Origin of the sequence: Bifidobacterium sp. LCP19S3_E9 (assembly GCF_052121135.1) — a bacterium.
GTDB classification, from domain to species: Bacteria; Actinomycetota; Actinomycetes; order Actinomycetales; family Bifidobacteriaceae; genus Bifidobacterium; species Bifidobacterium thermacidophilum.
Genome location: NZ_JBQKEV010000005.1, coordinates 74,504 through 100,199 on the forward strand (window position 1 = coordinate 74,504; position 25,696 = coordinate 100,199).

13 protein-coding genes are annotated in these 25,696 nt (G+C 60.7%); 3 read left to right on the top strand and 10 right to left on the bottom strand.

What is annotated here, in order from left to right:
* The first annotated feature begins 16 nt into the window (after positions 1-16).
* From ACTQYB_RS03905 to ACTQYB_RS03915, 3 genes are all read left to right on the top strand, one after another.
* A complete protein-coding gene (locus ACTQYB_RS03905) occupies positions 17-2,752 on the top strand; it encodes a bifunctional amino acid transporter/iron-containing alcohol dehydrogenase (protein ID WP_441481556.1) in 2,736 nt (911 codons plus the stop codon).
* 104 nt (positions 2,753-2,856) lie between these two features.
* The gene (locus tag ACTQYB_RS03910; protein ID WP_321046396.1) at positions 2,857-3,300 is read left to right on the top strand and encodes a GNAT family N-acetyltransferase; all 444 of its coding nucleotides are present in this window, start codon (positions 2,857-2,859) and stop codon (positions 3,298-3,300) included.
* A gap of 359 nt (positions 3,301-3,659) precedes the next feature.
* Positions 3,660-5,024, top strand: a complete 1,365-nt coding sequence (locus ACTQYB_RS03915) for an aspartate aminotransferase family protein (protein WP_101451885.1) — start codon at positions 3,660-3,662, stop codon at positions 5,022-5,024.
* A 142-nt stretch (positions 5,025-5,166) separates the two neighbouring features.
* Here ACTQYB_RS03915 and ACTQYB_RS03920 read toward each other — a convergent pair whose 3' ends face one another.
* The 10 genes from ACTQYB_RS03920 to ACTQYB_RS03965 form a co-directional block, all read right to left on the bottom strand.
* On the bottom strand, positions 5,167-5,535 hold the full coding sequence (locus ACTQYB_RS03920; protein WP_033505013.1) for a HepT-like ribonuclease domain-containing protein: 369 nt from the start codon (positions 5,533-5,535) through the stop codon (positions 5,167-5,169).
* Entirely contained in the window at positions 5,535-6,092 is a 558-nt protein-coding gene (locus tag ACTQYB_RS03925) for a helix-turn-helix domain-containing protein (RefSeq protein ID WP_441481555.1), read from the bottom strand. Before ACTQYB_RS03925 ends, ACTQYB_RS03920 begins: the two co-directional genes overlap by 1 nt.
* A gap of 105 nt (positions 6,093-6,197) precedes the next feature.
* The gene (pepN, locus tag ACTQYB_RS03930; RefSeq protein ID WP_441481554.1) at positions 6,198-8,804 is read right to left on the bottom strand and encodes an aminopeptidase N; all 2,607 of its coding nucleotides are present in this window, start codon (positions 8,802-8,804) and stop codon (positions 6,198-6,200) included.
* Positions 8,805-9,457: 653 nt separating this feature from the next.
* Positions 9,458-11,317, bottom strand: a complete 1,860-nt coding sequence (locus ACTQYB_RS03935; protein ID WP_015449999.1) for a ribonuclease J — start codon at positions 11,315-11,317, stop codon at positions 9,458-9,460.
* Positions 11,318-11,377: 60 nt separating this feature from the next.
* Positions 11,378-12,283: a 4-hydroxy-tetrahydrodipicolinate synthase gene (gene dapA, locus ACTQYB_RS03940; RefSeq protein ID WP_033505010.1), complete on the bottom strand. Its 906-nt coding sequence runs from the start codon at positions 12,281-12,283 to the stop codon at positions 11,378-11,380.
* A 184-nt stretch (positions 12,284-12,467) separates the two neighbouring features.
* Positions 12,468-13,220, bottom strand: coding sequence for a 4-hydroxy-tetrahydrodipicolinate reductase (gene dapB, locus ACTQYB_RS03945; protein ID WP_441481553.1), 753 nt, complete (start codon positions 13,218-13,220; stop codon positions 12,468-12,470).
* 92 nt (positions 13,221-13,312) lie between these two features.
* A complete protein-coding gene (locus ACTQYB_RS03950) occupies positions 13,313-14,734 on the bottom strand; it encodes an MFS transporter (protein WP_441481552.1) in 1,422 nt (473 codons plus the stop codon).
* The gene (locus ACTQYB_RS03955) at positions 14,735-15,658 is read right to left on the bottom strand and encodes a GNAT family N-acetyltransferase (protein ID WP_052400824.1); all 924 of its coding nucleotides are present in this window, start codon (positions 15,656-15,658) and stop codon (positions 14,735-14,737) included.
* A gap of 142 nt (positions 15,659-15,800) precedes the next feature.
* Entirely contained in the window at positions 15,801-20,261 is a 4,461-nt protein-coding gene (locus ACTQYB_RS03960; protein ID WP_441481551.1) for an ATP-dependent DNA helicase, read from the bottom strand.
* Complete coding sequence (locus ACTQYB_RS03965; RefSeq protein ID WP_441481550.1) at positions 20,258-24,766, bottom strand: PD-(D/E)XK nuclease family protein; 4,509 nt, start codon at positions 24,764-24,766, stop codon at positions 20,258-20,260. Before ACTQYB_RS03965 ends, ACTQYB_RS03960 begins: the two co-directional genes overlap by 4 nt.
* Positions 24,767-25,696 lie beyond the last annotated feature (930 nt).

The following is a 25,696-nucleotide window of genomic DNA, read 5'->3' on the forward strand; positions in this document are numbered from 1 at the left end:
AGAGGAAGTGAACCAAATGACTGACAAGAAATCATCGGAATTCGACAAGGTCTTCAACGTCTGGGACATTCTCGTCATCGCCTTCGGCGCCATGATCGGATGGGCCTGGGTCGTCTCCAGCGGCGACTGGATTGACCGCGGCGGCGTGGTCGGCGCCATGCTCGGCTTCGTGCTGGGCGGCGTCATGATCTTCTTCATCGGCCTGACCTACGCGGAGCTGACACCCGCCATGCCGGACTGCGGCGGCGAACACGTATTCAGCTACCGTGCCATGGGGCCGACCGGGTCGTTCGTATGCACGTGGGCGATCATCTTCGGCTATGTAAGCGTCGTATGCTTCGAGGCGTGCGCGATGCCGACAATTATCACCTACCTGTTCCCCGGCTTCCTGCAAGGCTATCTGTACACGGTCGCAGGATTCGACATCTACGCGTCCTGGCTCGCGGTAGCCATCATCATGGCCCTGTTCATCACGTATATCAACATCCGCGGCGCGAAAACCGCGGCCATCGTGCAGACTGTGCTCACCTGCGTGATTGGCGGCGCAGGCATCCTGCTGATCGCCGGCTCCGTAATCAGCGGCAATCCGTCAAACCTTGAAGGACAGGCGTTCGTCGGCGGCAACACCGCGAGCGTATTCGGCAATATCCTGCGCGTCGCGATGATGACACCGTTCTATTTCATCGGTTTCGACGTGATTCCGCAGGCAGCCGAGGAAATCAACGTGCCGCTCAAGAAGATCGCGAAGATGCTGCTCCTATCGATCCTTCTCGCCGTGGCGTTCTACGTGCTGATCATCTTCGCCGTCGGCTACGTGCTGAACCCCGCGGCCATCGCGCAGTCCGAGAATTCCGGCAGCGGCCTGGTGACCGCGGACGCCATGGCCCGCGCCTTCCACACCGATGTCATGGCCAAAGTGCTGATCGTCGGCGGCCTGTGCGGCGTGGTGACCTCGTGGAACTCCTTCATGATCGGCGGCAGCCGCGCCATGTACTCCATGGCCGAGTCCTACATGATCCCGCCGGTGTTCGGCAAGCTGCACAAGACCTACAAGACCCCGTGGGTGGCGATCGGCCTGATCGGCCTGCTCAGCTGCCTCGCCCCGCTGCTCGGCCGCAAGATGCTCGTGTGGATCGTGGACGCCGGCAACCTCGCGTGCTGCGTCGCCTACTGCATGGTCGCAATCTCCTTCGTGATCCTGCGCAAGAAGATGCCCGACATGCCCCGCCCGTACAAGGTGAAGCATTACAAGTTCGTAGGCTTCATGGCCATCGTCATGTCCGGCTTCATGGTCGTCATGTACTGCATCCCCGGCAGCGCGGCGGCCCTCGTGCCCACCGAATGGGCGTTCGTCGGCAGCTGGGCGCTGCTCGGCGTGGTCTTCTACTTCGCATGCAAGGCCCGCTATGGCAAGAAATTCGGCACCTTGGTTGAAGTCGCCAATGACGAGCTTGACCAGGATTACGCTCGCGAGCGCTCCGCAGCCGCTTCCATCGCGGCCGGCGAGGCCGCCGGGGCCGCACCAGCAGCCAAAGTCGCGACCATCGGCCAGGCGGAGGTCACGGCGGCGATATCCGCAGTCACCGCAGCAGCTACGGACACGGCAACCGAGCCCACGGCACGCACGTTCAGCTACTATGCGCCGGTCAATCTCACCTTCGGTGCAGGCACGCTGGCGAAGGCGGGCGAACTCGCCAAACCGCTTGGTTCCAAGGCGCTTATTGTGACCGGCCGTTCCAACGCCAAGAAAACCGGCGTGTACGACAAGGTCAACGATTCACTCACAGCGGCGGGCATCACCACCGGCTTGTTCGACAAGGCATCGGCGAACCCGCTGACGACGACGGTCGAGGAGGGCGCGCGCATCGCGAAGGACGGCGGTTACGACATGGTCGTCGGCCTGGGCGGCGGCTCAGTGATGGACTGTGCCAAAGGCATCGCGTTCATGGCGAAGAACGACGGCGATGTCAACGATTACATTTATGGACGCAAGTCCAGCGATGTGGCGCTGCCGCTCGTGCTCATCCCCACCACCTGTGGATCGGGTTCCGAAGCTAATGGTTTCGCGGTGCTCACGAACCCGGAGAACGGCGACAAGAAGTCGCTGCGGTGCCCGGCGATCATGGCCAAACGCTCGATTGTGGATCCGGAAGCGATGATGACCATGCCGAAGGGTCAGCTGGCGGCGGTCGGTTTCGACGCGTTCTGCCACTGCTTCGAGGCGTACACAGCCAAGAATGCGCAGCCGTTCACCGATGCGCTCGCGCTGTACGCGCTTCCGCTGATCCTCGACAGCCTGCCACGGCTTGTCGCAGGCACGGGCACGCTCAAGGACTGGGAACACATGTCCGAAGCGGCCACAATCGGCGGCCTGGTGATTGGCACAGCGGGCATCACGCTGACGCATGCCATGGAGCATCCGGTCTCCGGTTTGAAGAACGTGACGCACGGCAAGGGTCTTGCGGCGCTTGCCCCGACCGTCGTGGACGCCACATGGCAGGGCGACCGGTTCAAGTTCGGCAGGCTGGCACGGCTTATGGGCGGCTATACGGCCGAGGATTGCGCCGGGAAGATCCGCGGTTTCGAGCGGAAAATCGGGCTCGATGTGACGCTGAGCGAATTGGGCATCAGCGAATCGGACATCCCGTGGCTCACCCAAAACGCGATGAAGGTCTCCCCCGCCAATATCGCCAACACGCGCACTGAAATCAGCGCGGAGGACATCTCCGAACTGTATCGCAAGGCGTTGTAAAGGTTGCCGGCGGGCGGCGGCCGTCGTACGAGGACGCGAACGCGTTCATAGTACGACGGCCGCCGTGTTGTCATGTTCCGAACGATTCAAGGAGAAGGAATACCATGCGTATCAAGAACGCCGAATCCGACGACTTCCCTGAAGCGTTGCGTTTCATCCGCGCGCTATGGGATTACAACACGTATGAGGATGCGCCCACGCGCAACGTGTATGAGCGGGTGCTTGCCGATAACGCGAGTTTCGCGGTGTTTCTGCTTGACGATGAGGGGCGTTATGTGGGCATGTGCCATGGCGATTATTTCGAGACGTTCTGGATGTGCGGACTGACATGCTATGTGTCAAGTCTTATTGTGGACGAGCGTGAACGAGGCAAGGGCTACGGCACGATGCTGCTCGATTACGCGGTCGAGCTGGCGAGACAACGCGGATGCCGGGCAATCACACTTGATTCCGGTCTGCCACGTACGGCCGCGCATCGATTCTATGAGAGGTACGGGTTCGAGCGCAGCTGTTACGGGTTCGAGCTGCAATTGCCGTCATCTCGCTGAAATGTTCAATATGCGGACAGCCCCATCGGCTCTGGCCCGGTTCGGATACCGCGCGGATCGGCATCCGCACGCCCGGTGCCACGACGTCTGAAGGCAGCATCGCAGAACTGCAAAACCATGGAATCAAGCGGATTTCACAACACCGGACACCGTGCCCGCAACAGCTGCGCCCGATTCGTACGACGCGAATGTTACAGGGAAAACACTCCTGTTTCGACAAAGAAACGACCCCATTTCAAAATGTCAAAAGCAGAGCAACACACGGGTGTTAAACATTTCGTTGTCAGGTAAGACGGCGACGAAATCCGCAGCATTCCGCCACCGGTATTGCGAAAACCATTAGTCAAGGAGATACCGCGATGACATTGGCTGAAGACATGCCCCAGATTGTCACTGAAAGCGTTCCGGGCCCCAAGACCCAGGAGTTCCTCAAGAAGCGCAACGAGAACGTCCCCGCCGGACTGTGCTCTTCGACGTATCCAATCTGCATCAAGCGTGGCGAAGGCGCCATGTTCGAAGACCTCGACGGCAACAAGTTCCTTGACTGGGTCGGCGGCGTCGGCGTACTCAACATCGGCTACTCCCGTCCGGAGCTCGTCAAGGCCGTGCAGGACCAGGCGACCAAGTACTTCCACACGATTTTCAACGTCATCGGCCATGAAGGCTACGTGGATCTGGCAGAAGGTCTGAACGAGACAATTCCGTGTCGCGGTGAGCACAAGAAGACCTATTTCGCCAACTCCGGTGCCGAATGCGATGAGAACGCCATCAAGATCGCCAAGTCCTACACCGGCCGGCAGGGTGTCATCTGCTTCTCCGGCGCATTCCACGGCCGTACCAACCTGACCATGGCCCTCACCGCGAAGAAGGCCTATTCCAAGGGCATGGGCCCGTTCCCGGCGGATATCGCCCGTGCTCCGTACCCGTACCTGTATCGTGCGCCGAAGGGCTACTCCGAGGCGGAGGCCATCGCCTACTATGTGGACGGCCTGAAGAAGGTGTTCGACCAGGGCATTCCTGCCAATGAAGTCGCCTGCCTGCTCGTCGAGCCGCTCCAGGGCGAAGGCGGCTTCATCCCCGCCCCGATCGAGTGGGTCAAGGCCGTGCGCAAGATCTGCGACGAGAACGGCATCCTGCTCATCGCCGACGAAGTCCAGTGCGGCAACTGCCGTACCGGCAAGTACTTCGCCTCCGAATACTGGGCCGAGGCGGGCGCCGCCCCGGATATCGTGACCACCGCGAAGTCCCTCGCCGGCGGCATGCCGATTTCGGCGATCACCGGCCGTGACGAGGTCATGGATGCCGCCCCCGCAGGTACCATCGGCGGCACCTTCTGCGGCAATCCGCTGTCCTGCGCGTCCGGTCTGGCTGCGATGAAGATCTACAAGGAAGAGGACTTCCCGGCCAAGGCACGCCACATCGGCGAGCAGGTGACCGCGGGCTTCAAGGCGATGGCCGAGAAGTACGACGTCATCGGCGATATCCGCGGCCTCGGCGCGATGATCGGCGTGGAATTCGTCAAGGATCGTGAGACCAAGGAGCCTGCCACCGAGCTCGTCGCCAACCTCATCCAAGAGGCTCTCCAGCGCGGTCTGCTCATGGAATCCGCAGGCACCGACAGCAATGTCATCCGCTTCCTCGCGCCGCTCGTCATGACCGACGAGCAGACCAAGCGCGGTCTGGAAATCTTCGAAGAGTCCCTCAAGGCGGCCCTCGCGAAGTAAGCCATCGCGATGATTGCCATGCGGATTCGACGGATTCGCCCGTGGTGATTGTTCATAACGTAAGTGGCGGGTCATTCCATCGCAACGGTTGGACGGCCCGCCACTTGCATGCCCGCAAGAGCCCCGTTGCCGACACCGGCGTTCAATCCTCGATGGCGTCAAGATACGGTTGCAATTGGGCAAGCAGCCGTGGAACATCCACCGTGGCGGATACGTACAGAGCGTCAGGATCGATTTCGTCGTATTCGTGGACGATGGCATTACGCAATCCCCGCAGTTCATGCCATGGCAGCTGCGGGACTTCTTCGAGGAACTCGTCGGATAGCTTCCGCGCAGCCTCCTGCGCCTGAACCATATCCATGGCGACCGAATTGAATCTCATGTAATCCGTTTCCAGCTCCTGAGCCGAAGAAACCGCGCTGGCATCACGGCTTGCGCGGACCAGATGCTCCGCGAGACGGATGAGATTCGTATCATCCCTGAATCTCTGGTCGGCATGTCGTCGTTGCATCACACCACCCGAACCATATCGCGCTGAATATGCTCGTAGAATCGCCTGCTTGCACGACTGCGCTGCGCGTGCCGACGCAGTGAGACAAGTGAGGTCAGCGAGACTTCCCTACCAAACGACCGTTCCAGTTCACTCTTCAATCGTGCAAGGTCGTCCATGCCGAATCGACTTGCTCCCCGCGAGACATACAGCAAGTCGATATCGGAATCGTCATCCGCCTCGCCGCGAGCGAATGAACCGTAAAGATACACTTGCGCAAGACCGTATTTCTTTGCGATAGCACCGGCGATCAGCTTCACCGTCGCGATATCGACGATACTGCTGGATTTCACGGTGAGACCGGATTTCGCCGAAATACCAGTATTCAGTGCGATACCTGACTTCGTCGTGAGACAGGAAAGGGCATCGTCATACCGTTGCAGGAAATCCTGAGTCGGATTGCCGCCGTGTTCCGCGCGCGATAATGCCGATTGCGTGGTGCCCATCCGGAACGCCACCGCTTGCTGGCTCAACCCCGCTTGAAGACGGCGGGCCTTCAATGCGTCAATGGTGTTCATACCAGCACTATAGCATATATGCTATATATATCGAATTGAACGTCTGAGGGCCGGCCGACACCAAAACGGCAGCCGGCCGGCCCTCAAGGTGTCTGTGTCAGAAGGTCACAGCGCCTCGTTGTAGGCACGCACCTTGAGCACACGACGGGAGGATTCGACGTTCTCGATGATGATGCGGCGCAACGCGCGCGGCGCATCAGCGTGCTCGCTGAGCCACTGGTCGCCCAGTCTGACGAGTTCCGCCGGATCCGCATAGGACGGGTACAGCCCTTCGAGCAGGGCTTCGGCCATGTGGAAGGTCTTGTGTTCCCACACCCAGTCAACCTGGTTGAAATACTCGGCGGCGTACGGCTTGGCAAGGTCCTCGCGCGGGGTGAATGCGAAGCCTGCGGCGACCGCTTCGAGCTGCATGTTGGTCAAATCGCCATTGTGCAGCGCCTGGTCCCACGCCCACGACTTCGCCTTGGCCGTCGCGCGGCTCGCACGGGCTCCGTAGGCGAATTCACGGTTCTCGGTCGTATCGCGCTTGGCAAGCTCCTCGTCGATGCGCGCGTTGTCGATGGCGTTCACACCGGCAAGCGCCTTGAGGATCGTCCAGCGCATGTTGTTGTCGATGTCGAGCCCCTCGAGCTTGACCCTGCCGTCCAGCAGGCCTTCGGCGTTGGCGAGGAACCGTTCGTCGCCTTCCACGCCGTAGGTGAGGTAGGCGCCGACCAGCTGGAACTGCTCATCGGAGCCGGCTTGTGCCTTGCCGGCGAGCTTCCACAGGCGCTCGGCGGTGTTCTTCGCCACGTCGGCGCTGCGGGCAGGGACGACATAGTGGTGGGCCGTTGTGGACACCTGCGCGAGTGCGTAGCGGAAGGTGGTGGACTCATGTTCAGTCGCCAGCGCATCAAGGCTCGTCTTGATGAAGCGTTCGGCCGGGAATTCGCCGTCACGGGTCATATCCCACAGGGACAGCCACACCACGGACCGCGCGAGCGGGTCAGCGAAGCGGTAGAGGTTTTCCGCCGCGAATTCGAGGGATTGCGTATCGAACCGCAACTTGGTGTACGTCAGGTCATCGTCGTTGACCAGGATAAACGCCGGACGCTTCTTGCCGGCTGCTTCCTCGACGGTCGTATGTTCGCCGGTCACGTCGAGTTCGAATCGGTCAGTGCGCACGATCTGCCCGTCAGCGTTCTCGTTGTAGAAGCCTACCGCGAGGCGGTGGGGCCGCAGTACGGGGTGCTCCGCGGGGGCGCTCTGCTCGAGGGTCAGTGCGGCGATGGTGCCGTCGGGGTTCTCGTCGACACGGGCGCTGATGGTGTTGATACCCGCGGCTTCCAGCCACTGCTGGCTCCAGGCCTTAAGGTCGCGACCGGAGGTCTGCTCCAGTTCGGCGAGCAGGTCGGCGAGCGTTGCGTTGCCGTACGCGTGCTTGTTGAGGTAATGGTTGATACCTTTGAAGAACTTGTCGCGGCCAACATAGGCGACGAGCTGCTTGAGCACGGACGCGCCCTTCGCGTAGGTGATGCCATCGAAGTTCACATAGGTGTCGTTCAGGTCATTGATCGGCGCGACAATCGGGTGGGTGGTCGGCAGCTGGTCCTGCGCCTGGCCCCAGCTCTTCTCTCCGGAGCTGAAGGTCGCCCACGCGTCATGCCATTCGGTCGCCTCCGCGGTGGCGAGCGTGGACATGAATTCGGCGAAGGATTCGTTCAGCCACAGGTCGTTCCACCACTTCATGGTCACGTAATCGCCGAACCACATGTGGGCGAGCTCGTGCAGCACGGTGACCACGCGGCGCTCGGCATATGCGTCGGTTACCTTGGATTCGAACACGTACTGGTCGCGGATGGTGACCATGCCGATGTTCTCCATCGCGCCCGCATTGTATTCCGGCACGAAGATCTGGTCGTACTTGGCGTACGGGTACGGCACACCCCAGGTCTTGGCGTAGAACGCGAAGCCCTTCTTGGTGATGTCGAACAGGTAATCGGCGTCCTTGTCGAGCGCATCCTTGAGCGCCTGACGGCAGTAGAGCGCCATCGGGATGGTACGGCCGTCCTCGTTCGCGTATTCAGTGTGCCACTGCGCATACGGGCCGGCACAGATCGCGGTCAGGTAGGAGCTCATCACCGGGGTGGGCTCAAACGTCCACTGGCGGGAGCTTTCCGCCGAATGGTCGCCGAGCGTGCCTTCAGCGGTGATATGGTCCACGTCTTGCGTGGAGGTGACCGGCATATTCGACGTGACAATCCAGCTTTGCGGGGCGAGCACGTGGAACTCAAAAATCGCCTTGAGATCAGGCTGATCGAAGACCGCATAGACACGACGGGCGTCCGGCACCTCGAACTGGGTGTACAGGTATACGTTGCCGTCGGAGGGATCGACGCTGCGGTGCAGGCCTTCGCCGGTACGCGAGTACTGGCAGCGGGCGGTGACGGTGACCTCGTTGTGCTCGAGCAGCCCGGCCAGTTCGATGCGGTTGTCGCGGTAGGCGGTCGCCGGGTCAAGCTCCTTGCCGTTGAGGGTGATCGAAGTGACGTCGTCGGCGATCAGGTCGAGGAACGTGCTCGCTCCGGTATTCGCGCCGAAAGTGATGGTGGCGGTCGAACCGAAATCCGTTGCGCCTTGGGTCAGGTCTAGGCTGACGGCATAGTGGATGGGCGCCTTGACGATGGATTTACGTTCCTGTGCTTCTTCTCTGGTGAGGTTCGCGCCTGGCATGTCGCTCCTTCCTTGTACGGCTTTGGCTGCATGCAGAAATACACCGGTTGGCACGGTGTATCTGTCCGTGGTTGCTGGCCGGTATCGCAGATTCGCATGGCTGATGCCGTAGTGCCGTGTATACGCAAAACATCGCGGCTCGGCATGTGAGCCACGCCTCGCCGCGATGTTGGTTGTTCTTCAGTGCTTGCCGCACTGGTTGTCGATAACATGACGATTCTACGCCACGGTACGGGCAATGTCCATTATTCGACAGAACGGGGTGCGCTGCAAGGGAAAAGTCTTCGGCAGATGATATAGGCGTGGGCTGTAATCACGGGGAAACGCTAGACGACCATGAGACGACCGTAAGGCCACCGTTGGAAATCACAGAGAAAATACAGGGGAACCGCGAGGCAAGTGCATGAGGACACGGGTCAGATATAAGGCAACCACAGGGATATCACAGGATGACCACACGGAAACCACAAGGTCAGCACAAAGCGACCGCAGGGAAATCATGGAACAGCAACAGCGCAATCACAGAGCAATCCCGCCAATGATATATGAGTGAGCGCCGTCCCACGGAAATGGTGGAACGGCGCTCACTGATGGCTTGCCGTTGAATCACAGCCATAGTCGCCGCGAAATCGCCGCGAAGCTGTGCCGCTCGCTCAGCGCAGCGGATCGTCCTCGTCGCGCTGCGCGATATCGGCGACCACCGGCACGATAACCGGCTTGCGATGCAGCTGACGCGCGACCCAGCTGCCCAGCGTACGACGCATGATCTGCTGGAGCTTGTGCGTGTCGCGGGTGCCTTGCATCATCGCGTCCTGCAACTGCTCGACGATCTGGTGGCGGACCTTCTCGAACTCGCTTTCGTCCTCAGCCACGGCGTTCAGGTAAATCTTCGGACCGGAGAGCACGTCCGCGGTGTCGGTATTGACCACCACGAAGCTCGACACGAAGCCTTCGGTGCCGAGGATGCGACGCTTCTCAAGATCCTCATCGGTCAGTTCGCCGACCGAATCGCCATCGACATACACATAGCCGCACGGCACGGAACCGACGACCGCCGCCTTGCCGTGGTACAGGTCGACGACATCGCCATCTTCTGCGAGCACGACGTTGTCCGGGGCCACACCCGTCTTCACCGCGATCAGGCCGTTGGCGACCAGATGGCGGTTCTCGCCGTGGATCGGCATTGCGCACTTCGGCTTGATGATGTTGTACAGGTACAGCAGTTCGCCCTCGTTCGCGTGACCGGACACGTGAACCGCCGCATTGTCCTTGTTCACCACGCGGGCGCCCAGCTGGACGAGCTTGTTGATCACGCGGTACACACCGTTCTCGTTGCCTGGAATCAGCGAGCTGGCCAGAATCACGGTATCGAACTCGTTGACGGTGATATCGCGGTGATTGCCGTCGGCGATACGCCCAAGCGCTGCCATCGGCTCGCCCTGCGAACCGGTGCACATGTAGACGATCTTGTCGTCCTGAATGTCCTTGGCCTTCTTGAGATCGACGACCGTGCCCTCGGGGATGTGCAGGTAGCCCAAATCGGCGGCAATGGACATATTGCGCACCATCGAACGGCCAACGAAGACGACCTTGCGACCGTACTTGTGGGCGGCATCGACGACCTGCTGCACGCGGTGCACGTGGCTGGAGAAGCTCGCGACGATGATCTTGCGGGTCGCTTCGGCGAACACGCGGTCAAGCACCGGGCCGATTGTGGTCTCGGGGCGCACGAATCCGGGGACTTCCGCGTTCGTGGAATCCATCATCAGCAGGTCGATGCCACGTTCGCCCAGCTTGCCGAACTCAACCAGATCAGTGATCTTGTGGTCAAGCGGCAGCTGGTCAAGCTTGATATCGCCGGTGTCGATAAGCGAGCCGGCGGGCGTGCGCACACATACGGCAAGCGCGTCTGGAATCGAGTGGGTGACGGTCACGAACTCAAGGTTGAACGGGCCGGCCTTGATCTTGTCACGGCCTTTGACCTCAATCATCGTCGGGTTGATGTGGTGTTCCTTGCACTTGGCCTCCACGAAGGCCAGCGTCAGCTTGGAACCGATCAGCGGGATGTCCGGACGCAGCTTGAGCAGGTACGGTACGCCGCCGATATGGTCTTCGTGGCCGTGGGTGAGCACCAGGGCCTCGACCTTGTCGAGACGGTCCTTGATGTAGTGGAAATCAGGCAGGATCAGGTCAACGCCCGGCTGCTCCTCCTCAGGGAAAAGCACGCCGCAATCGATGAGCAGCAGGTGGCCGTTGTATTCGACCACGTTCATGTTGCGGCCGATTTCGCCGAGACCGCCAAGCGGCACGATACGCATCGAGCCCTTGCGGTACTTCGGCGGGGCGATCAGCACATCGTCCTGCTGGGGGGCCGTGGCGAACTCCTGTGGGCGCGATCCACGGCGCGTGGTCGTACGGCCGGTGTTGCGGGCCGACGACGTGCGGGCGCGGCGGCCGGTATGCTGGCCGCGCCTGCGGGAATTGCTCTTGTTCTGTTCTTGTTCTTTTGCCATTTCCTCGTTGGGTTTCTGTTACTTAGTGCCCGCGCCTATACGTGGGCGAGGTAGTGCCCGTCACAGGAGGCCAGCGGCGCGCATGCCTTCGCGCGCGCGTTCGAACTCGGGTTCGCCCGGTCCGACATTCGGCAGACGCATCGTCGTGCAATCCAGCACGCCGCGAACCTTGAGCGCGGCTTTGGCCATGACCGCCTGGAATCCGGTGCCATTGAGCGATTCGACCAGCGGGGAAAGCTGGACGGCGATCTTCTGTGCCGTATGGATATCGCCTTGATCGAACGCATTGGCCAGATCGCGCATCGGACCGGCGGCCGCATGGGCAATCACCGAAATGATGCCGACAGCGCCGACGGACAGGAACGGCAGGAACAGACCATCATCGCCGGAATACCAAGTCAAACCGGTCTCCAGACGCTTGCGCACCGCTCCAGCGATGTCGCCGGTCGCGTCCTTGACCGCCTTGACGTGATCCAGCTCAGCCATACGACGGTACGTTTCCAGCTGGATGTGCACGCCGGTGCGACCCGGGACGTCATAGATGATGATCGGCTTGTCCGCCGATTCGTTGACCGCCTGATAGTGACGGAAAATGCCCTCTTGTGAAGGGCGGGAATAGTACGGCGCCACCACGAGCACAGCGTCGCAGCCCGCCTCTTGCGTCTGCTCGACCATGCGTACGGTGTGCGCGGTGTCGTTCGAGCCGGCACCGGAGATGATCGGAACATCAACCGCTTCCTTGACCGCGGTGACGAGGTCGACTTTCTCCTCCATGTGGGTGACCGGCGATTCGCCGGTTGTGCCGTTGACCACCAGACCGTCGGCGCCATCCGCGACCAGCTGCTTGGCAAGCTTCTGGGCTGCGTCATAATCGATGGAACCGTCAGTTTTCATCGGCGTCACCATAGCGGGCAGAATACGCCCGAACGGGGCCGGATCAAGAAGATGCATGGTGGTATCACTCATACTTGGTAACCGTACCTCTGGGGTGGGACGCAGACCCCATCGTTTCCAAGCCCCTCTCGATGCCTACAAGCCACCCAGCGTCGGCACAACCTTCTACCGACGCTCACAGGGCGCTCAACGTCGGCACAACCTTCTACCGACGCTCAGGACGGTCGCAGCGTCGGTAGAGGGACGGGAAGTGGGGTTAGAGGTCGAGGAAGTGGTCCAGGCCGACGGTGAGACCGGGGTGGTTGCCGGACGCGATCTTGCGTACAGCGAGCAGGACGCCGGGCATGAAGGAGATGCGGTCGAAGCTGTCGGCGCGAATCGTCAGCTGTTCGCCGGCGTTGCCGAACAGGACCTCCTCGTGGGCGTTGAGACCGCGAAGACGTACCGCATGCACGTGGATGCCGTCAATCACCTGGCCGCGCGAGCCGCCGTCGGTCTGTGTATTGTCCGGGACAGCGCCAAGGCCGGCATCCTTCCGTGCTTCGGCGATGGCGTGCGCAGTGTGGATCGCCGTGCCGGAAGGCGCATCCACCTTGTTCGGATGATGCAGTTCGATCACCTCAGCGGATTCGAAATAGGGCGCCGCGACCTTCGCAAAATAGTCCGCCAGCACCGCGGAAATCGCGAAATTCGGGGCGATGAACACGCTCTGGTTTTGCCGCGGGGCCTTCGCGAGCGCAGCACGGACCTGGTCGAGTTTCTCGTCGGTCCATCCGGTTGTGCCGACAACCACGTTGACGCCTTGGGCGACAAGAGCGAGCACGTTGTCCAACGATACGGACGGCACGGTGAATTCAACAACGACATCAGTGTTCTCCGGGGTGATGCGTGTCAGATCGTCGCCGGCGTCAAGCGTAAGCGCGAGACTCGTGTCCTGCGCCGCCTTCACCGCTTCGACCACGTGAGAACCCATGCGCCCTTTGGCGCCGACGACGGAAACCTTGATCATGTTCACTCCTTGCTCCATCCTGGCGGTTCCGATGCCACAGAAGTCTACGAGACCGCCGAGATGCGATTATGTCCCTTACGGATGCCTACGCTTTACGAATGTAAAGAGACGCTTCGACCGTTTCCACTGTCCCGGCCTTCAGCCTTGGCCGTTCTGTCGCCTTGACGGCTGCGACGGGACAGTCTCCACCCGAGCAGTGCAATCGGGACGGCGCACGCCGTGGCGATCCACGGGATCATGAGTCCGGCATGCGGTCCGGCATGGTCGACAACCACGCCCGCGATGGTCGATCCGAGCGACGTGCCGACAGTGCCCGCGGTCGTCACCCAAGACAGGCCTTCAGTCAACGAGCTTTCCGGCACGATGTCCTTGACGATGAGATTGCCGGTCGCGAACAGCGGCGACACGCACAGGCCGGCGAGGATTTCAAGCACGCCAAGCACAATCAGATGGTCCATGCTCAGCCGGAACAGCACGTACCCGCAGGTCAGCAGGCATAGGAATCCCACCATATGAGACCAGTTCGACCCTTTGAGTTTGCGCGTGCCGAAGATGATCGCGCCGATGCACGAGCCGAGCGCGAACATGGCAAGCTGCAGACCGAGGTATTTTTCAATGCCGAGCGCCTTGTAGTCGGCTGTCATCGACACGTCGAACGCGTTGAAACTGATGTTGAACACGATGAACACCACCAGCAACAGCCCGATGCCCGGGTAGGTGAGCACGCTGCGATTGCTGTGGCGTGAGGTTCGCAGGCCGCCGCTGTCCAATGCGATGGCAGTGTCCTCGCCGGTTTTCGCTCCGCGGCTGGTGGCGCGCAGCACATCGGCGTCATCGGCGGGTGCAGGCGTGACATCGACCACTTCGATGACCGGCGGCGCGGTGTTGCGTAGCGAGAAGAACACCGCTCCCCCGATGCCTGCGGCGAGAGTCGGGACGAACAGTTGGGAAACCGGGCTTACCGATGTCGCGAGGAAGGCCGCGAGAATCGGCCCTAGGATGAACACGATTTCGTCGACCGCAGCTTCCAGCGCGTATGCGGTGTTGAGCAGCGAAGCGTCCGGGTTGCCGCGCAGCGCGTATGCCCAGCGCGTGCGCACGAGCGCGCCGATGGAGAATTGGCATAGGCCCATGAGCACGGCGAGGACGAAGAGCACGGCGATCGGTACGCGTGCCATGGCGGCGAACGCGAAGACCAGCATGCTGGTCACTTGCAGGGCGAGCACGGGGAATCCGACACGCCGCTGGCCGAGCCGGTCGAACAGGCGCGCGTAGAACGGGGTGACCGCCGAGACGGCGAGGATATAGACCGCGCTCATGGTTCCGGCGATTGTCCAGTTGTCATACAGGTGATTCAGCGCGAGCACAATGCCCAGGCTCATCATCGAAATCGGCAGCCGCGCCACCGCTCCGGAAACGCAGAAGGCCTTCGCACCGGGCAGGCGGAACAGCCGGGCGTACGGCGATCCCGCCCGCTCGGCGACAGCTGCGGCGCTTGACGGCGTCGTGGCCACTCACTCACCCCGTTTCGATTGCTGTTGCGCGACAGACGCTCCTGCACGCCGACGGTGCCGTACAGTACGGGACGGCTCCCCCGAATAAATGTACAAGTCGTTCATCCGCCCGTACATCTTCTCGACATGGTCTTCCGGATGGTCGGCGGCGATGCGTTTCGCATTACATACCAGACCTTGATGGTCATAGAAGCCGACATCGCAGCTATTGTCCGTGTGCAGGAAGTAGCGTTTGACGCCACGATCCTGGAAATACGCCATCAGGCGACGCCACAAGCCTCCGCCCACGCCGTGTCCTCGGGCTTTGGGCGACACGAGGAACAACCGCAATTCCGCTTGAGTGACTTTGCCGATCTGGCTGATTCGCTCGAGACGGTTTTCCGCGCGATGCCAGTACAAGGTCTCACGCAAGGCGATCGAACCGGTGTCGTCAGCGCGCAGCCGGTCGTCGATGCCAGCGAGCGTCTCCTGTGCGTGCGGATAGAGCGGTCGTTCACCGTCCACTTGGGCGAAAGTCAGACCGAGGACCTGGCCGTCGAGTTCAGCGACTTCCGCTCGGGTAGTGCCTTCGAGGTAATGCATGACAAATCGTTTCGAGACCATCTGTGACAGCGGGCGGCGCTCCGACAGCGGGCGGAATCCCCATGTCTGGTCGTATTCGTCGATGATCGCGGGAAGGTCCGTTGCCGTCAGCGGCCGGTACATGACAACGCTGCCGCCTGCGGTGGCGGCATCCGATGACGTCTTGGGCATGAGCGCGGCGGATACGGCAGGTTTGGCATGGCTTCTGGTTGTCTGCAACGGGACGACGGCCTGCGGCGAGCGCTGGATAGATGAGCGGCTGCGGTTCTCGGTGTGGGCACCATCGGTATGGTTGCGGGATGATGCCTTGGCATGGTGGATATGGTCGCGGATCGCGCCCATGATGTTCCTCACTTTCGTTTCGACTCAGCATCCGGCACGTGTGCCCGCCCACACATGCTGCTCGAGGGTCGCGGTCCCGCTGACATGACCGTTCACGGACGCGTTTTCCAGTCCTGAACCGCCACCCGCGCCCACGCGCAGGTCAGTCGTTGTCAGATTCCTCGGGGATTCCGGAGCTCAGCTCGGCAAGGATATCCTGTTCTGTTTTCCCGCGCGCATGCAGCTCGCGATCAGCCTCTTGGGGCTCACTCAGATAGTACAGGGTGGCGTCGATGGAGTCCAACGGGATGTTCTCGACCCGCGAAAGCAGCAGCCGATACATGTCCAGCTGGGCGAGCTTCTCATCGATATCGCTTGGCTTGCGCGGTTTCCTACCGGTTTTCCAGTCGACGACCGTGAACCGCTTGGTATCGTCCTGCGGATCGAGGCCACCATAGAAGACCGCGTCAAGCTTGCCATGGACGATGATGTCATCCAGTTGCGGCAGTGAGATGACGATTTGGCGTTCAGCGGCTTGGGGACGACGTTTCGCCCACCGGGATGCGACCAATCGGCGTTCCCAGGTGACGAGCTTCCGTTCGAGTGCGGTGCCTTTCGCACTGGTACCTGCAGTTGCACTGGCACCTGCTTTTGCGCTTGTGCCAGCAAGGGAAGAGCCGGCAGAGGAAGAGCCAGCAGTGGAAGCGCCGCTTCGAACAGCGTCCGCAGAGCCTTGAGCGACGTCTACGGAATCTTCAGGGTTTTCAGCCTTTGCCGCGGACAGCAGCTCGGTGCGAGCATTGAGATCGCTGATCATCGCCTCACGCGTGGTCGCGGCGGATACCGGAACGGCGGCGTCGTTCATCTGTCCGTCGATGCCGGAAGCATCAGTGTCTTCGATGATTCCGCTGTCGTCGTAGGCGTTCACGAACTGTTCGGCCCAAGCATGGAACAGGGTTCCTGCTTCGGCGCTCGGCGATGCGATACGCGGAATCGGCCGGATCATACCGCGCCAATACTGTTGTAACTTACGGTTGTCGGTCTGGCCGGCCTGCGTCTGCAGGGAAGTGACCGAACGACGGCTGTTCGCCATCAGACGCATGGCGGTCTGCTTTACTTGGTCGTCAAGATCGTCGGGGGCGGTGGAGAGTTGGTATTCCTGCGGTTGCAAATCCATATCGTTCAGCAGGGCGCGCGTCCTGTGCGACAGCACGTCGGTTTCGTTGATATTCCACGAATCGGTTCGCTCGTTCGTTTGGGAGGCGTCACTCGGCTTGGATTCCGGTGATTCCGTGGATTGCGGGGATTCCGACAAACCTGCAGATGCCCGTGATTCACTGGATTCTCCGGACACCGCGGATTTCGCAGATTTCTCAGACTTTACCGATTTGCCAGATTCCACAGACTTCGCGGATTCCGCCGATGTCATCCATTCGAGCGTCTCTTGTGCGGATTCGTCGAGTTTTCTGCGGATTTCATCGCTCAAGTTCGCCGGCCATGCCAAGCTTGTTTTTTCGTGGATCAGCTCCACAGGAGTCGTCCACGCCTGCCCCACGACCGCGTCCTCGAAGTCCTGCGCGCCATCACCGACGAAGAAACCATCCGGCAGCGGTTGGCCGACGGATGCGAGCGTATGCGGATGCCCGTCCTTCGGGTCTGTGTCTTGGTCGGCTTCGAGTTCGCGCCGATCCGCCCATGAGGGCAGCGCCGCCGGTTCCAGTCCTTCCGTCTTCGCGTAATGTCTCATGGAATCGTACATTTCCTGCCAGAAGACGGACCTTGTGTTGCTTTTTCCGTCTTCGGGCCACATATCGATGGTGCTCGACTGGGTTGCGGTGACGAAGACCTCGTGCTTGGCGCGGGTGACGGCGACGTACGCCAATCGCCGTTCGTCTTCATGCAGGCGCCGGCCGTATTCTTCGCGCTGGGTGAGGAACAGCTTGTTCTTGTCGATGGAGTCCATGCCGTCAATCGGCAGATTGCGGCCTGTTCCATATTCCTCGTCCGCCAGGGTGAGCGTGTCTTCGAATTCGCTGAAGGCTTCGGTCGGATCAGCACCCTGGACGGCGTCATGCGGGAAGCGCGGAAGAATATCCGCATCGGCGCGAACCGGTGCGGGCACCATATCGGCACAGGTTAGCCATGTGTTGGCTTTTTCCATGTATTCCGGAGGCTCCCACTCCCCTGCGGCATTCGTTGAACTGACGGTCTTGGCGTCGTCGGCAGGTTTGACGCTGAGAGAGTCGCCCTGGTTGCTGGGGAAGGTCTTGTCGTTGACGTCGACGACTGCGACGGCATCCCATTGCAAGCCCTTGGCCTGATGGATTGTCATGAGCACGACATCGACTGGCTCCGTATGCGCGGCAGCGGTCGGGTCGTCCACGGTTTTCAGCGAATCAATCCAGCTGATGAAGCCTCGCAGCGTCGACTGACCGGCTTGCACGATTTCCTGGGTGTAGGTGCCGACCAGTTCGATGATGGATTCGACCGGCGCATGTGCAAGAGTCGGATTGACCGACTGCCGGGAATCGGCGAACGCTTGGGCGAGCACGGTATCGACATCCAGGTCCAAAGCGCGGATTGCGGCGCGAACCACATGTTCCAACGGCAAGCCCATGGCCTGCCGCACCTCGCGCAGGATGCCGCCGGCACGCACTACGGCATCCACCGCGGTCTCGTCCAGCTTGCAACCGGCAAGATCGGCGGGTTCATGAGTGTCTGCGACCACATCGGACAGGTAGACCATATGCGGCAGTTGCCCTCGATGTTCTCGCACGACTTCGGCCCGCTGCCGGGCCGTTTCCTTGCCTGTGGCGTAACCGGCTTGGACAAGCGCCTGATACCGCCGCTCGGTGTCTCGCTGATCGGCACACCTGGCAAGCGCGGTCAGCTGTCTGGCTTCCATGTGGAATCGAGGGGTCGCCAGCAAACGCATCAGCGATTGCGAGTCGGTGGGATCCGCGGCGACACGCAGCAAGGCGAGAACATCGCGTACGTCCGCACGCTCAAGCAGGGCGGAGTATCCGACGGTCTGTACGCTCAAACCTTTGGCGCGTAATGCCTGCTCGTAGTACGGCATCTGCCGTTTGCTACGGAATAGTACTGCGACATGCGGCCGCTCTTTGGCGTCCGCCGCCGGATCGGCATTCGTGTGGCGTGCGATGGCGAATTTGGCGAAGCGCACGACGGCGTCGATTTCCTGCCCGAGTGTCGCATACTCCTGGACACCGACCGTGCCGCGTTCGATGTTGTCTGGATTGTTGTTCAGCGGGAGCACATCGACTTCGGACATGCGCGAGCTGCTCCGCCTGCGGTGCGTCCGGCGTAGTCCCAAGGTGAGATTGTTCGCCATCTGCAATACCATGCGCGGGTTCCTGCGGCTGATGGTCATCGGGTATGGCTTGAATCCGGGCTGTTCCAAATCGAACGCACGCTGGAAGATCCGCAGCGCGCCCGGGCTTGCGCCACGCCAAGCATAGATGGACTGGTATGGATCGCCCACCGCAGTTACCGCGGACCTGCCGGCATCGGCGATTGAACCGCCTGCGTCAGGGTGGAACAGAGCGGCGATCAGTTCTGACTGCGTGGTTGACGTGTCCTGGTATTCGTCAAGCAAGACATGGGTGTACCGATGGCGGTATTGCTGCCCGATGGACGGAAAACGCCTGACCAGTTGGTATGCGGCGATGGTGAAATCACTGAATTCAGCCATGCCGGCTTCGCGCTTCGCCTGCTCATAGGCTTCGACCAGATTGAGCAGGACGTTGCGCTGTTTGGTTGCATCGAGCATCTTCGCGCAGTGGAACAGCGCGGCATCAGCGCGTTGCTGACGCCATTCTTCTTCCTGTTTCCTCACTTTCTCGGCATACTGTTCATCGGTGTCTTTCTTCGCTCTTTTGCGCCGCTTTTTCTCATCTTCACCCAGCGGGTCCCGGGACGGAATCACAGCGTTCCGCTCTTTGATATCGGCATCGACGATGCGCTGCACCCGCTCGATGAATGCGTCGTCCCAATGTCGGATGCGGCGTACCGCTTCGGAAATTGAATCACAGTCACCGCCGATCATGGCTCCGCCGATGGCGTGTGACAGGTTGAGCAGTTTTCCGACAAGCGTACGGAACTTGCCTTGCTGTGTGCCATCCGGTTCGTCGGTGTTGGATTCGCCGTCTTGCCCGTCGTCGCCGTCTTGCCCGGAGGCGGCGAACAGTTCGTCCAGATGCGCTTCGATGACGTTGGAGGCGAGTTGGATGGCGCCTGCATCGCTCAACGGCTGTGTATCCTGGTCGAATCCGACTAGAAGCCCGTATTGTCTAACGATTGACTGGAAGAACGCGTCGTAGGTCATAACCGTGGGCTTGAGCAGCATATTTGTGCCGGTCTGGAGACCGCCTGAGACTTTTTCAGACAGTTCGGCCGCCGCCTTTTTGGTGAAGGTCAGGCCGAGGACGCGCTCCGGCGGAACCTTACATGCGATGAGGTGGTTCACGCGCGCGGTCATTGTCGTGGTTTTGCCGCTTCCCGCGCCGGCTACGACCAGCACGTCATCGTTTTTAGGTGCATAGGCGACTTGCCGCTGCTCGTCGCTCGGCTGGAATGCGTTCCCCTTAGCTTTCATTCCGTTCATATTTTCCTCGTTTCGAACACCGTGTTGATTTCCCTTGCGCACGCCGGGCAAATGCCATTCCCGTCGCAATATGCCAGATGGGCTTTCTGCGGATGTGCGACAATCCGTTCGGACCGTAGGGCGGCACCCGCGTAGAACACCCGGGCAATCATCGCCAACGCCCAGGCAATCTGGGTGCTGGCCGAGACCGCGGTAAAGTTTTTCCACAACTCTTCTCGCACTTCCACAGGCGATTCGCCGTTGCGGGGATAATCGTAGAACTTTTCAGGATTACGGTAGTGGTAACGATTGGAGAACTCATGGTCGTTGAGATGTCCATCGACAAAGAGCGGGGGCTGGTACAAGGTTTCCGGAGCATAGCTTTCCGCGGGAGTCGCGTGTGCGCTGACATGGAACAATTCGCTTTGGGCAACCAACGGTTGGCTCGTTTCGCCGAGTCTGGCTCCTTCGGATGGGTAGGCCAGCCCCAGCTGGTAGCACACCAGCTGCAAATCGTTGAAAATCCCTTTGACGTCGGGTTTGTTGCCAGTTTTGTAGTCGATGAGCCTGATGACTTGATTGCCGTTGACACTCCGGTGTTCCTCACGGTCGATGCGTCCTGACAGGCGAATCGTCAGATCATCACTCATGCCTTCGGGCCAGCCGCCGACAAGCGTACCCATTATTGCGCCGATTTCGGCAGCAGTCGCCGGTACGGTAACAGCCTTGACTCGGTTGTATGCCTCAGCGATGTCGCTCAAGGTGAACTTGGCGTTGAATTCTTTCTCGCATTCAGCCGACTCAAGTTTGCCAACCTCGATTGGTTCCGTGTCTTTGCCGCCACGGCGTATCGCATACTCCGGGTCATTGGACTTCACGAAGTATGAGGCGATATTGCCCAGCATGGTGCTCACTTGGGCGTCTTTGTATAGCAGGGTGTAGCGGTCGACGGGGTCGCTGACCGTAGCGGGATCGACGCGCAATTCCTGATAGCGCGCCATCATCTGATCACTGATGGCGGCAATGCGTTGATCCTCTGTTTCTCCCTGCTGGTTGTCAGGCGCGTCAAGATGCCAGTCCTGGCTGGCTTCCTGGGCAATCTGATGGACGATGGTGCCAATGCTTGCCTGCACTCCACCGGGGCGCGGTCCAGCGAACTGGTTGTCCATCATCCAGCACACCGGGCACGCCCACAGACCGTCAACGGACGACGGGGACAGTTTCACCTCGTTGGGGTTGTGTTGTTCCCCTTGACCAGCCTGCTCCCCCTGCTGCCGTACCGATATCTGGACATCCGCGGCGGGCTCGGTATGCTCCCCGTTGTTCTCCGGCACTGTCGGCACCGCAGTGAGGAAGGACCAATTGCGCGGATCCGCCGACAGCACTCCGTGGTCCTTGAGCATGGTCAGGGTCTTGTACGCGTCCTTGCGGGCGTGCCGTTCGGTCTCAGTATCGCCGGTGTTGCGGGCGAGCGTGATACGAGCCGCCGCCACCAGACCACGCACGTCGGTGCACATGGCGTCGAGATGCGCATCAAGAACCGGCATATCCGTTCCGCTCTGTGCAACGGCGGTTTCACCTCCGGCGGCCATGCCTGCACCTTGGCCGTCCGCAACATCACCGCCAGCGGTCTCGCCTGCAGCAGACCCGCCGACGTCTGAACCGTCGAAGCGTTCAGGAAGATACCGCAACAGGAAGTCCGACGGGATGAGATCGTCCGAGCGTACCGCGGTGAGCATCACGTGCTCGCTGGCACGCGTTAAAGCCACCAGCAGGCCTTTCTGCTCGTTGTGGAGCACCGCGGTGAGCCGTTCGTCCCGATGCGCCCCATGGTCCAATGATGGCAGTGTGCCATGCAATACGAGGTCGTCCAGGTCTTTGCCGCCGAACATCGTGTTGCGTGGCATGAGATTCGGCCATACATCCTGCTGCATGGCGACAATCCATACAAGCGGCCAGTGTCTGCCGCCCGAACCCGCCGGCGTCGTCAACGTGACCGCTTGGTCGATCGGCGCGACTTTGGCCAACGAATCCGCTTCGATACGCATCGAACGCACCTTGCGGAAGAAGGCGGTGATATCGCCTCCTGCGCCCGCGCCGGAAGCGTAGTCGAACAGACGCATCGCCACGTCGAGCCGATCGTTGGCGGCACGCCCCTCCTGTGAATTGACCAGCGCCGCCGTCTGCCAGGCAGTGGCGACATGGCAACGCTCCCAAGCCAGACTCAACACATACACCGGCTTGGTGTCGTCAAGCCTGGTGATACCGGAGGCAATCTCGCCCACAATCCGCCACAGGTTGCCGAACGCGCGAATGTCCGCGTCATGACGGGATATGGAACTCAAAGCGCCCAACACTTGCACGGACGCGTCTTCGTTCTCCTCCTCATGCGTTCCAGCACCGTGTGCTGCCTGCGGGCAAGTGAGCAGCAAGTACATCGCGTCCAGCGTCAACGCCGGCGGCTTGGTCGTCTCGTTTGACGTTGCTTCTGGAGATGCCTGGCTGTCTTGTTCACCTGCCTGAACCAGCGCGTCTCGTAGCGCGCCCCAACGCTGTTCCAAGAACCGCAACGGGGCTTCATTCCGAGGTTGTGCAGCAGAATCTGCACCGACCCCACCGGTATTCCCAACATCCTCAACGTGAACGGTACTCATAGCATTACCGGTATCAGAAGTTTGGCCTGTCTTTCCGGCGGTCTGCTGCCGTATGACTGTGGACAGCGAGACTAGAGACTGCATGGCCAACTCCACGGGTTCGATGCGTGCTGGGGACTTACCGCTCTTCCGCCGAGCGGTAATCAACGGCGAGCCCATGACCATGCGCACACGGGAACGGATGAACGCAGCCAGCCTCGCAATATTGTCCCGCCCGGCGGCACCCGTGTCGAAAGTCCCGACGAATCGCGCATCATTGACAGCGGATGCACCGCGCAGACGCACCTGGGCGAGTTCAATCAACGCGAAGAGCCCTTGGACGAACGGCTCGTCCTTCAACGGCGTGGTCACCGACGAGTACCGCACCGGCACACCGTCACGACGCAGCCTCTCACCGAACGCCCGCACAGTCGCGTTGTCATGCGCGATAACCGCCATATCATTCCACACGCGCCCATGATCGAGATGCTCTGCCTTGATGGCAGCGACCACAGCTTCGAGCTCTTCATTCGCCGAAGCATAGAGCCGGGTGCCCACGCTGCCATCCTGGGTATGGTCAGTGATGCTCCCGTCCGACGTTTCAGTGTTGATGGATGCGATTGGATAGCTTCCGGGCACGACCGCGTTCTTCCACGGACGTTCCGGAATCGGTATATCGAGTTGTTCTTCAGAGGCGATGTCGAGACTCACCCGTGAGACGACCAGATTACGGTACCCACCCTGCTCAGGCTTGTCCAGCGTGCCTACCGCGGCATGGAATACGCCCTCCGCCGACAACAGACGCCCCAACGCATATTCCGGATGCGACCCGCGGAACGCCTGCACCGATTCGTCCGGATCGTTCACAATGAGCAACCGCGCACCGGCACCGGTCGCTTGTTCGAGAAAAGCGAGACCTGCGAGCGTCAAATCCTGCGCGTCGTCGACCACAATGAGTTCGGGAAGATCCTCCCCGCTCAACGAGGGCACCGCAAGCGCCCCTTCAACAAGCAGCATGGACGGGTCAAGTCGGTATTGCCCCGGATAATTGCGCTCAATCGCCGCCGCATATTCCTGCCGCAATGCGAAGGCAAGACGCCACTGGACATCAAGCCGTTTCGCCTGCGGTCCCATACCCGCGCCGGAAGTCCCCGTTGCCCCGGCAATCGTGTGCAAGCGTCCAATCAGCGGCTGCTCGTCTGACTCACGCAGTCCGAGCTCATTGATGCGGGAGATGATATCGCGCAACTGGATGATGAACGCGTCGCTGATACCTTTGGTGAATATCGCCAGCGATGTGGATTCCGATGCCGCGCCACGCCCGGAAACCCCGCTCAGGTTTGCGCCTGCGCGCGCACCTTGCTGCGATACTGGATCGCAGACCGTATCTGCCCAGGAATCCTGGGCGAAATACTCGCGCAACAGCTCGCATGTGGGGCATTCGTCTCCACTACGGACATGCTGAATATGCTCGGCAACCACCAAACGCAGCAGCGCATCTTGTTCGGCGCCGTTGAGCAGACGCGGCAACGCCTTGCCCTCGGCCGACCGCACTGCCGTAATTGCCCTGAACGCGAGCGCCGACATGGTTGTCACCGGACGGGCTTGAGAAGCCGCCCCGAGCGCACGAATGGCCTCGTTACCCAAAGCATCCGCCGCAACGCGACCGGATACGGTCATCACCGCGCGCGTGTCCCCAAACGTGCGAATGCCCTCAAGCAGCGCGCGATAGGCGAACTGCGTTTTGCCGCTGCAAGGCGCCCCCAAAACCACCAGCGTCCGGGTAGGGTCCCCGGAGCCGTTCGTCAGCGTGCCGGCGAGCAACGCCCGCACCAAATCATCGCAGGGCTGCCCGCTTTCGCTGCGCCCGCCGAACGTCGTGCTGCTTCGCATAGATGTACCTCCTATGAAATCCATCATATGTGTGCGACACGCCGATGATTCGAAGTGGAACATCTGCTGCAACCGTCGTCCGGCAAGACGTTAAATCCGGCGCAAGCGACGTCCAGCGCGGCGAATCATGATATTGCTTGACAAAATACCGGCAAACGGCAACCGGTCTACGTGCCGCCGGTCTGTTGCCGGTCTGCGACTCGCGGACGATTCGCCGCAAGCGGTATGACGTGTGTGCTCCATGCTCTCACCCCCTGGGATTGTCCGGCAATCGATTGATTGCGATCAAATGGTTACGCAAACATTCCGTTGGGACTGGGGATACATATCAGCAACGCGCCGAGTTCTTCGAGCCAGTACAGCTTCACCCCCCAATGCCCACCACTATTTATAGAACGCACTTGCGACCACGTCAAACGATTTACTACATTTTTGTCTTTAGTGTGGTGAAAGTTTCATCATGGTGATGTGCATCGTGCCCTCAAAAATTGTCCGAGCAATCCCAAGTATTCCCGAACGTTCCCGCGCACTCCTCTGCATTCCCTACTGCTGATTGGATTCCGCAGCTTCCGACGCAGCTGTGGTTCCGTCTATCCCCTCCCCGATACCCCTAATCTTTCGTGTTCTCGGCGTGTCGCCTCGCTCGCTATAGGCGAACGCGGTATGCGGAAGCCGGCGTCGCGAATATTGCTGACTGCTGCGTTCACCATGATTGCCGCAAATGTCCAGAACCATTGATGATACCGTTCGTCCCACTGCGAACAACCCTGCTGCGCGACACGTCAGTCGCATGACAGCCAGATAGCCAGCCAATCAACCCTCAACCCCGACGGCACCCGCCCGCCATGCGACACATCAGTCGCACACCCCCGACATACACGAGTCGGGCCGGGCGACTGCGTTTCCACAGTCACTCGGCCCGACTCGAAA

What these genes read in the sequence shown, in the direction of transcription:
- ACTQYB_RS03955 (WP_052400824.1), bottom strand. Translation starts at nt 15,658, where the DNA reads ATGGGCGCGATCCGCGACCATATCCACCATGCCAAGGCATCATCCCGC.
- ACTQYB_RS03965 (WP_441481550.1), bottom strand. Translation starts at nt 24,766, where the DNA reads ATGCGAAGCAGCACGACGTTCGGCGGGCGCAGCGAAAGCGGGCAGCCC.
- pepN (WP_441481554.1), bottom strand. Translation starts at nt 8,804, where the DNA reads ATGCCAGGCGCGAACCTCACCAGAGAAGAAGCACAGGAACGTAAATCC.
- ACTQYB_RS03905 (WP_441481556.1), top strand. Translation starts at nt 17, where the DNA reads ATGACTGACAAGAAATCATCGGAATTCGACAAGGTCTTCAACGTCTGG.
- ACTQYB_RS03920 (WP_033505013.1), bottom strand. Translation starts at nt 5,535, where the DNA reads ATGCAACGACGACATGCCGACCAGAGATTCAGGGATGATACGAATCTC.
- ACTQYB_RS03910 (WP_321046396.1), top strand. Translation starts at nt 2,857, where the DNA reads ATGCGTATCAAGAACGCCGAATCCGACGACTTCCCTGAAGCGTTGCGT.
- ACTQYB_RS03935 (WP_015449999.1), bottom strand. Translation starts at nt 11,317, where the DNA reads ATGGCAAAAGAACAAGAACAGAACAAGAGCAATTCCCGCAGGCGCGGC.
- ACTQYB_RS03960 (WP_441481551.1), bottom strand. Translation starts at nt 20,261, where the DNA reads ATGAACGGAATGAAAGCTAAGGGGAACGCATTCCAGCCGAGCGACGAG.
- ACTQYB_RS03915 (WP_101451885.1), top strand. Translation starts at nt 3,660, where the DNA reads ATGACATTGGCTGAAGACATGCCCCAGATTGTCACTGAAAGCGTTCCG.
- dapA (WP_033505010.1), bottom strand. Translation starts at nt 12,283, where the DNA reads ATGAGTGATACCACCATGCATCTTCTTGATCCGGCCCCGTTCGGGCGT.
- ACTQYB_RS03925 (WP_441481555.1), bottom strand. Translation starts at nt 6,092, where the DNA reads ATGAACACCATTGACGCATTGAAGGCCCGCCGTCTTCAAGCGGGGTTG.
- dapB (WP_441481553.1), bottom strand. Translation starts at nt 13,220, where the DNA reads ATGATCAAGGTTTCCGTCGTCGGCGCCAAAGGGCGCATGGGTTCTCAC.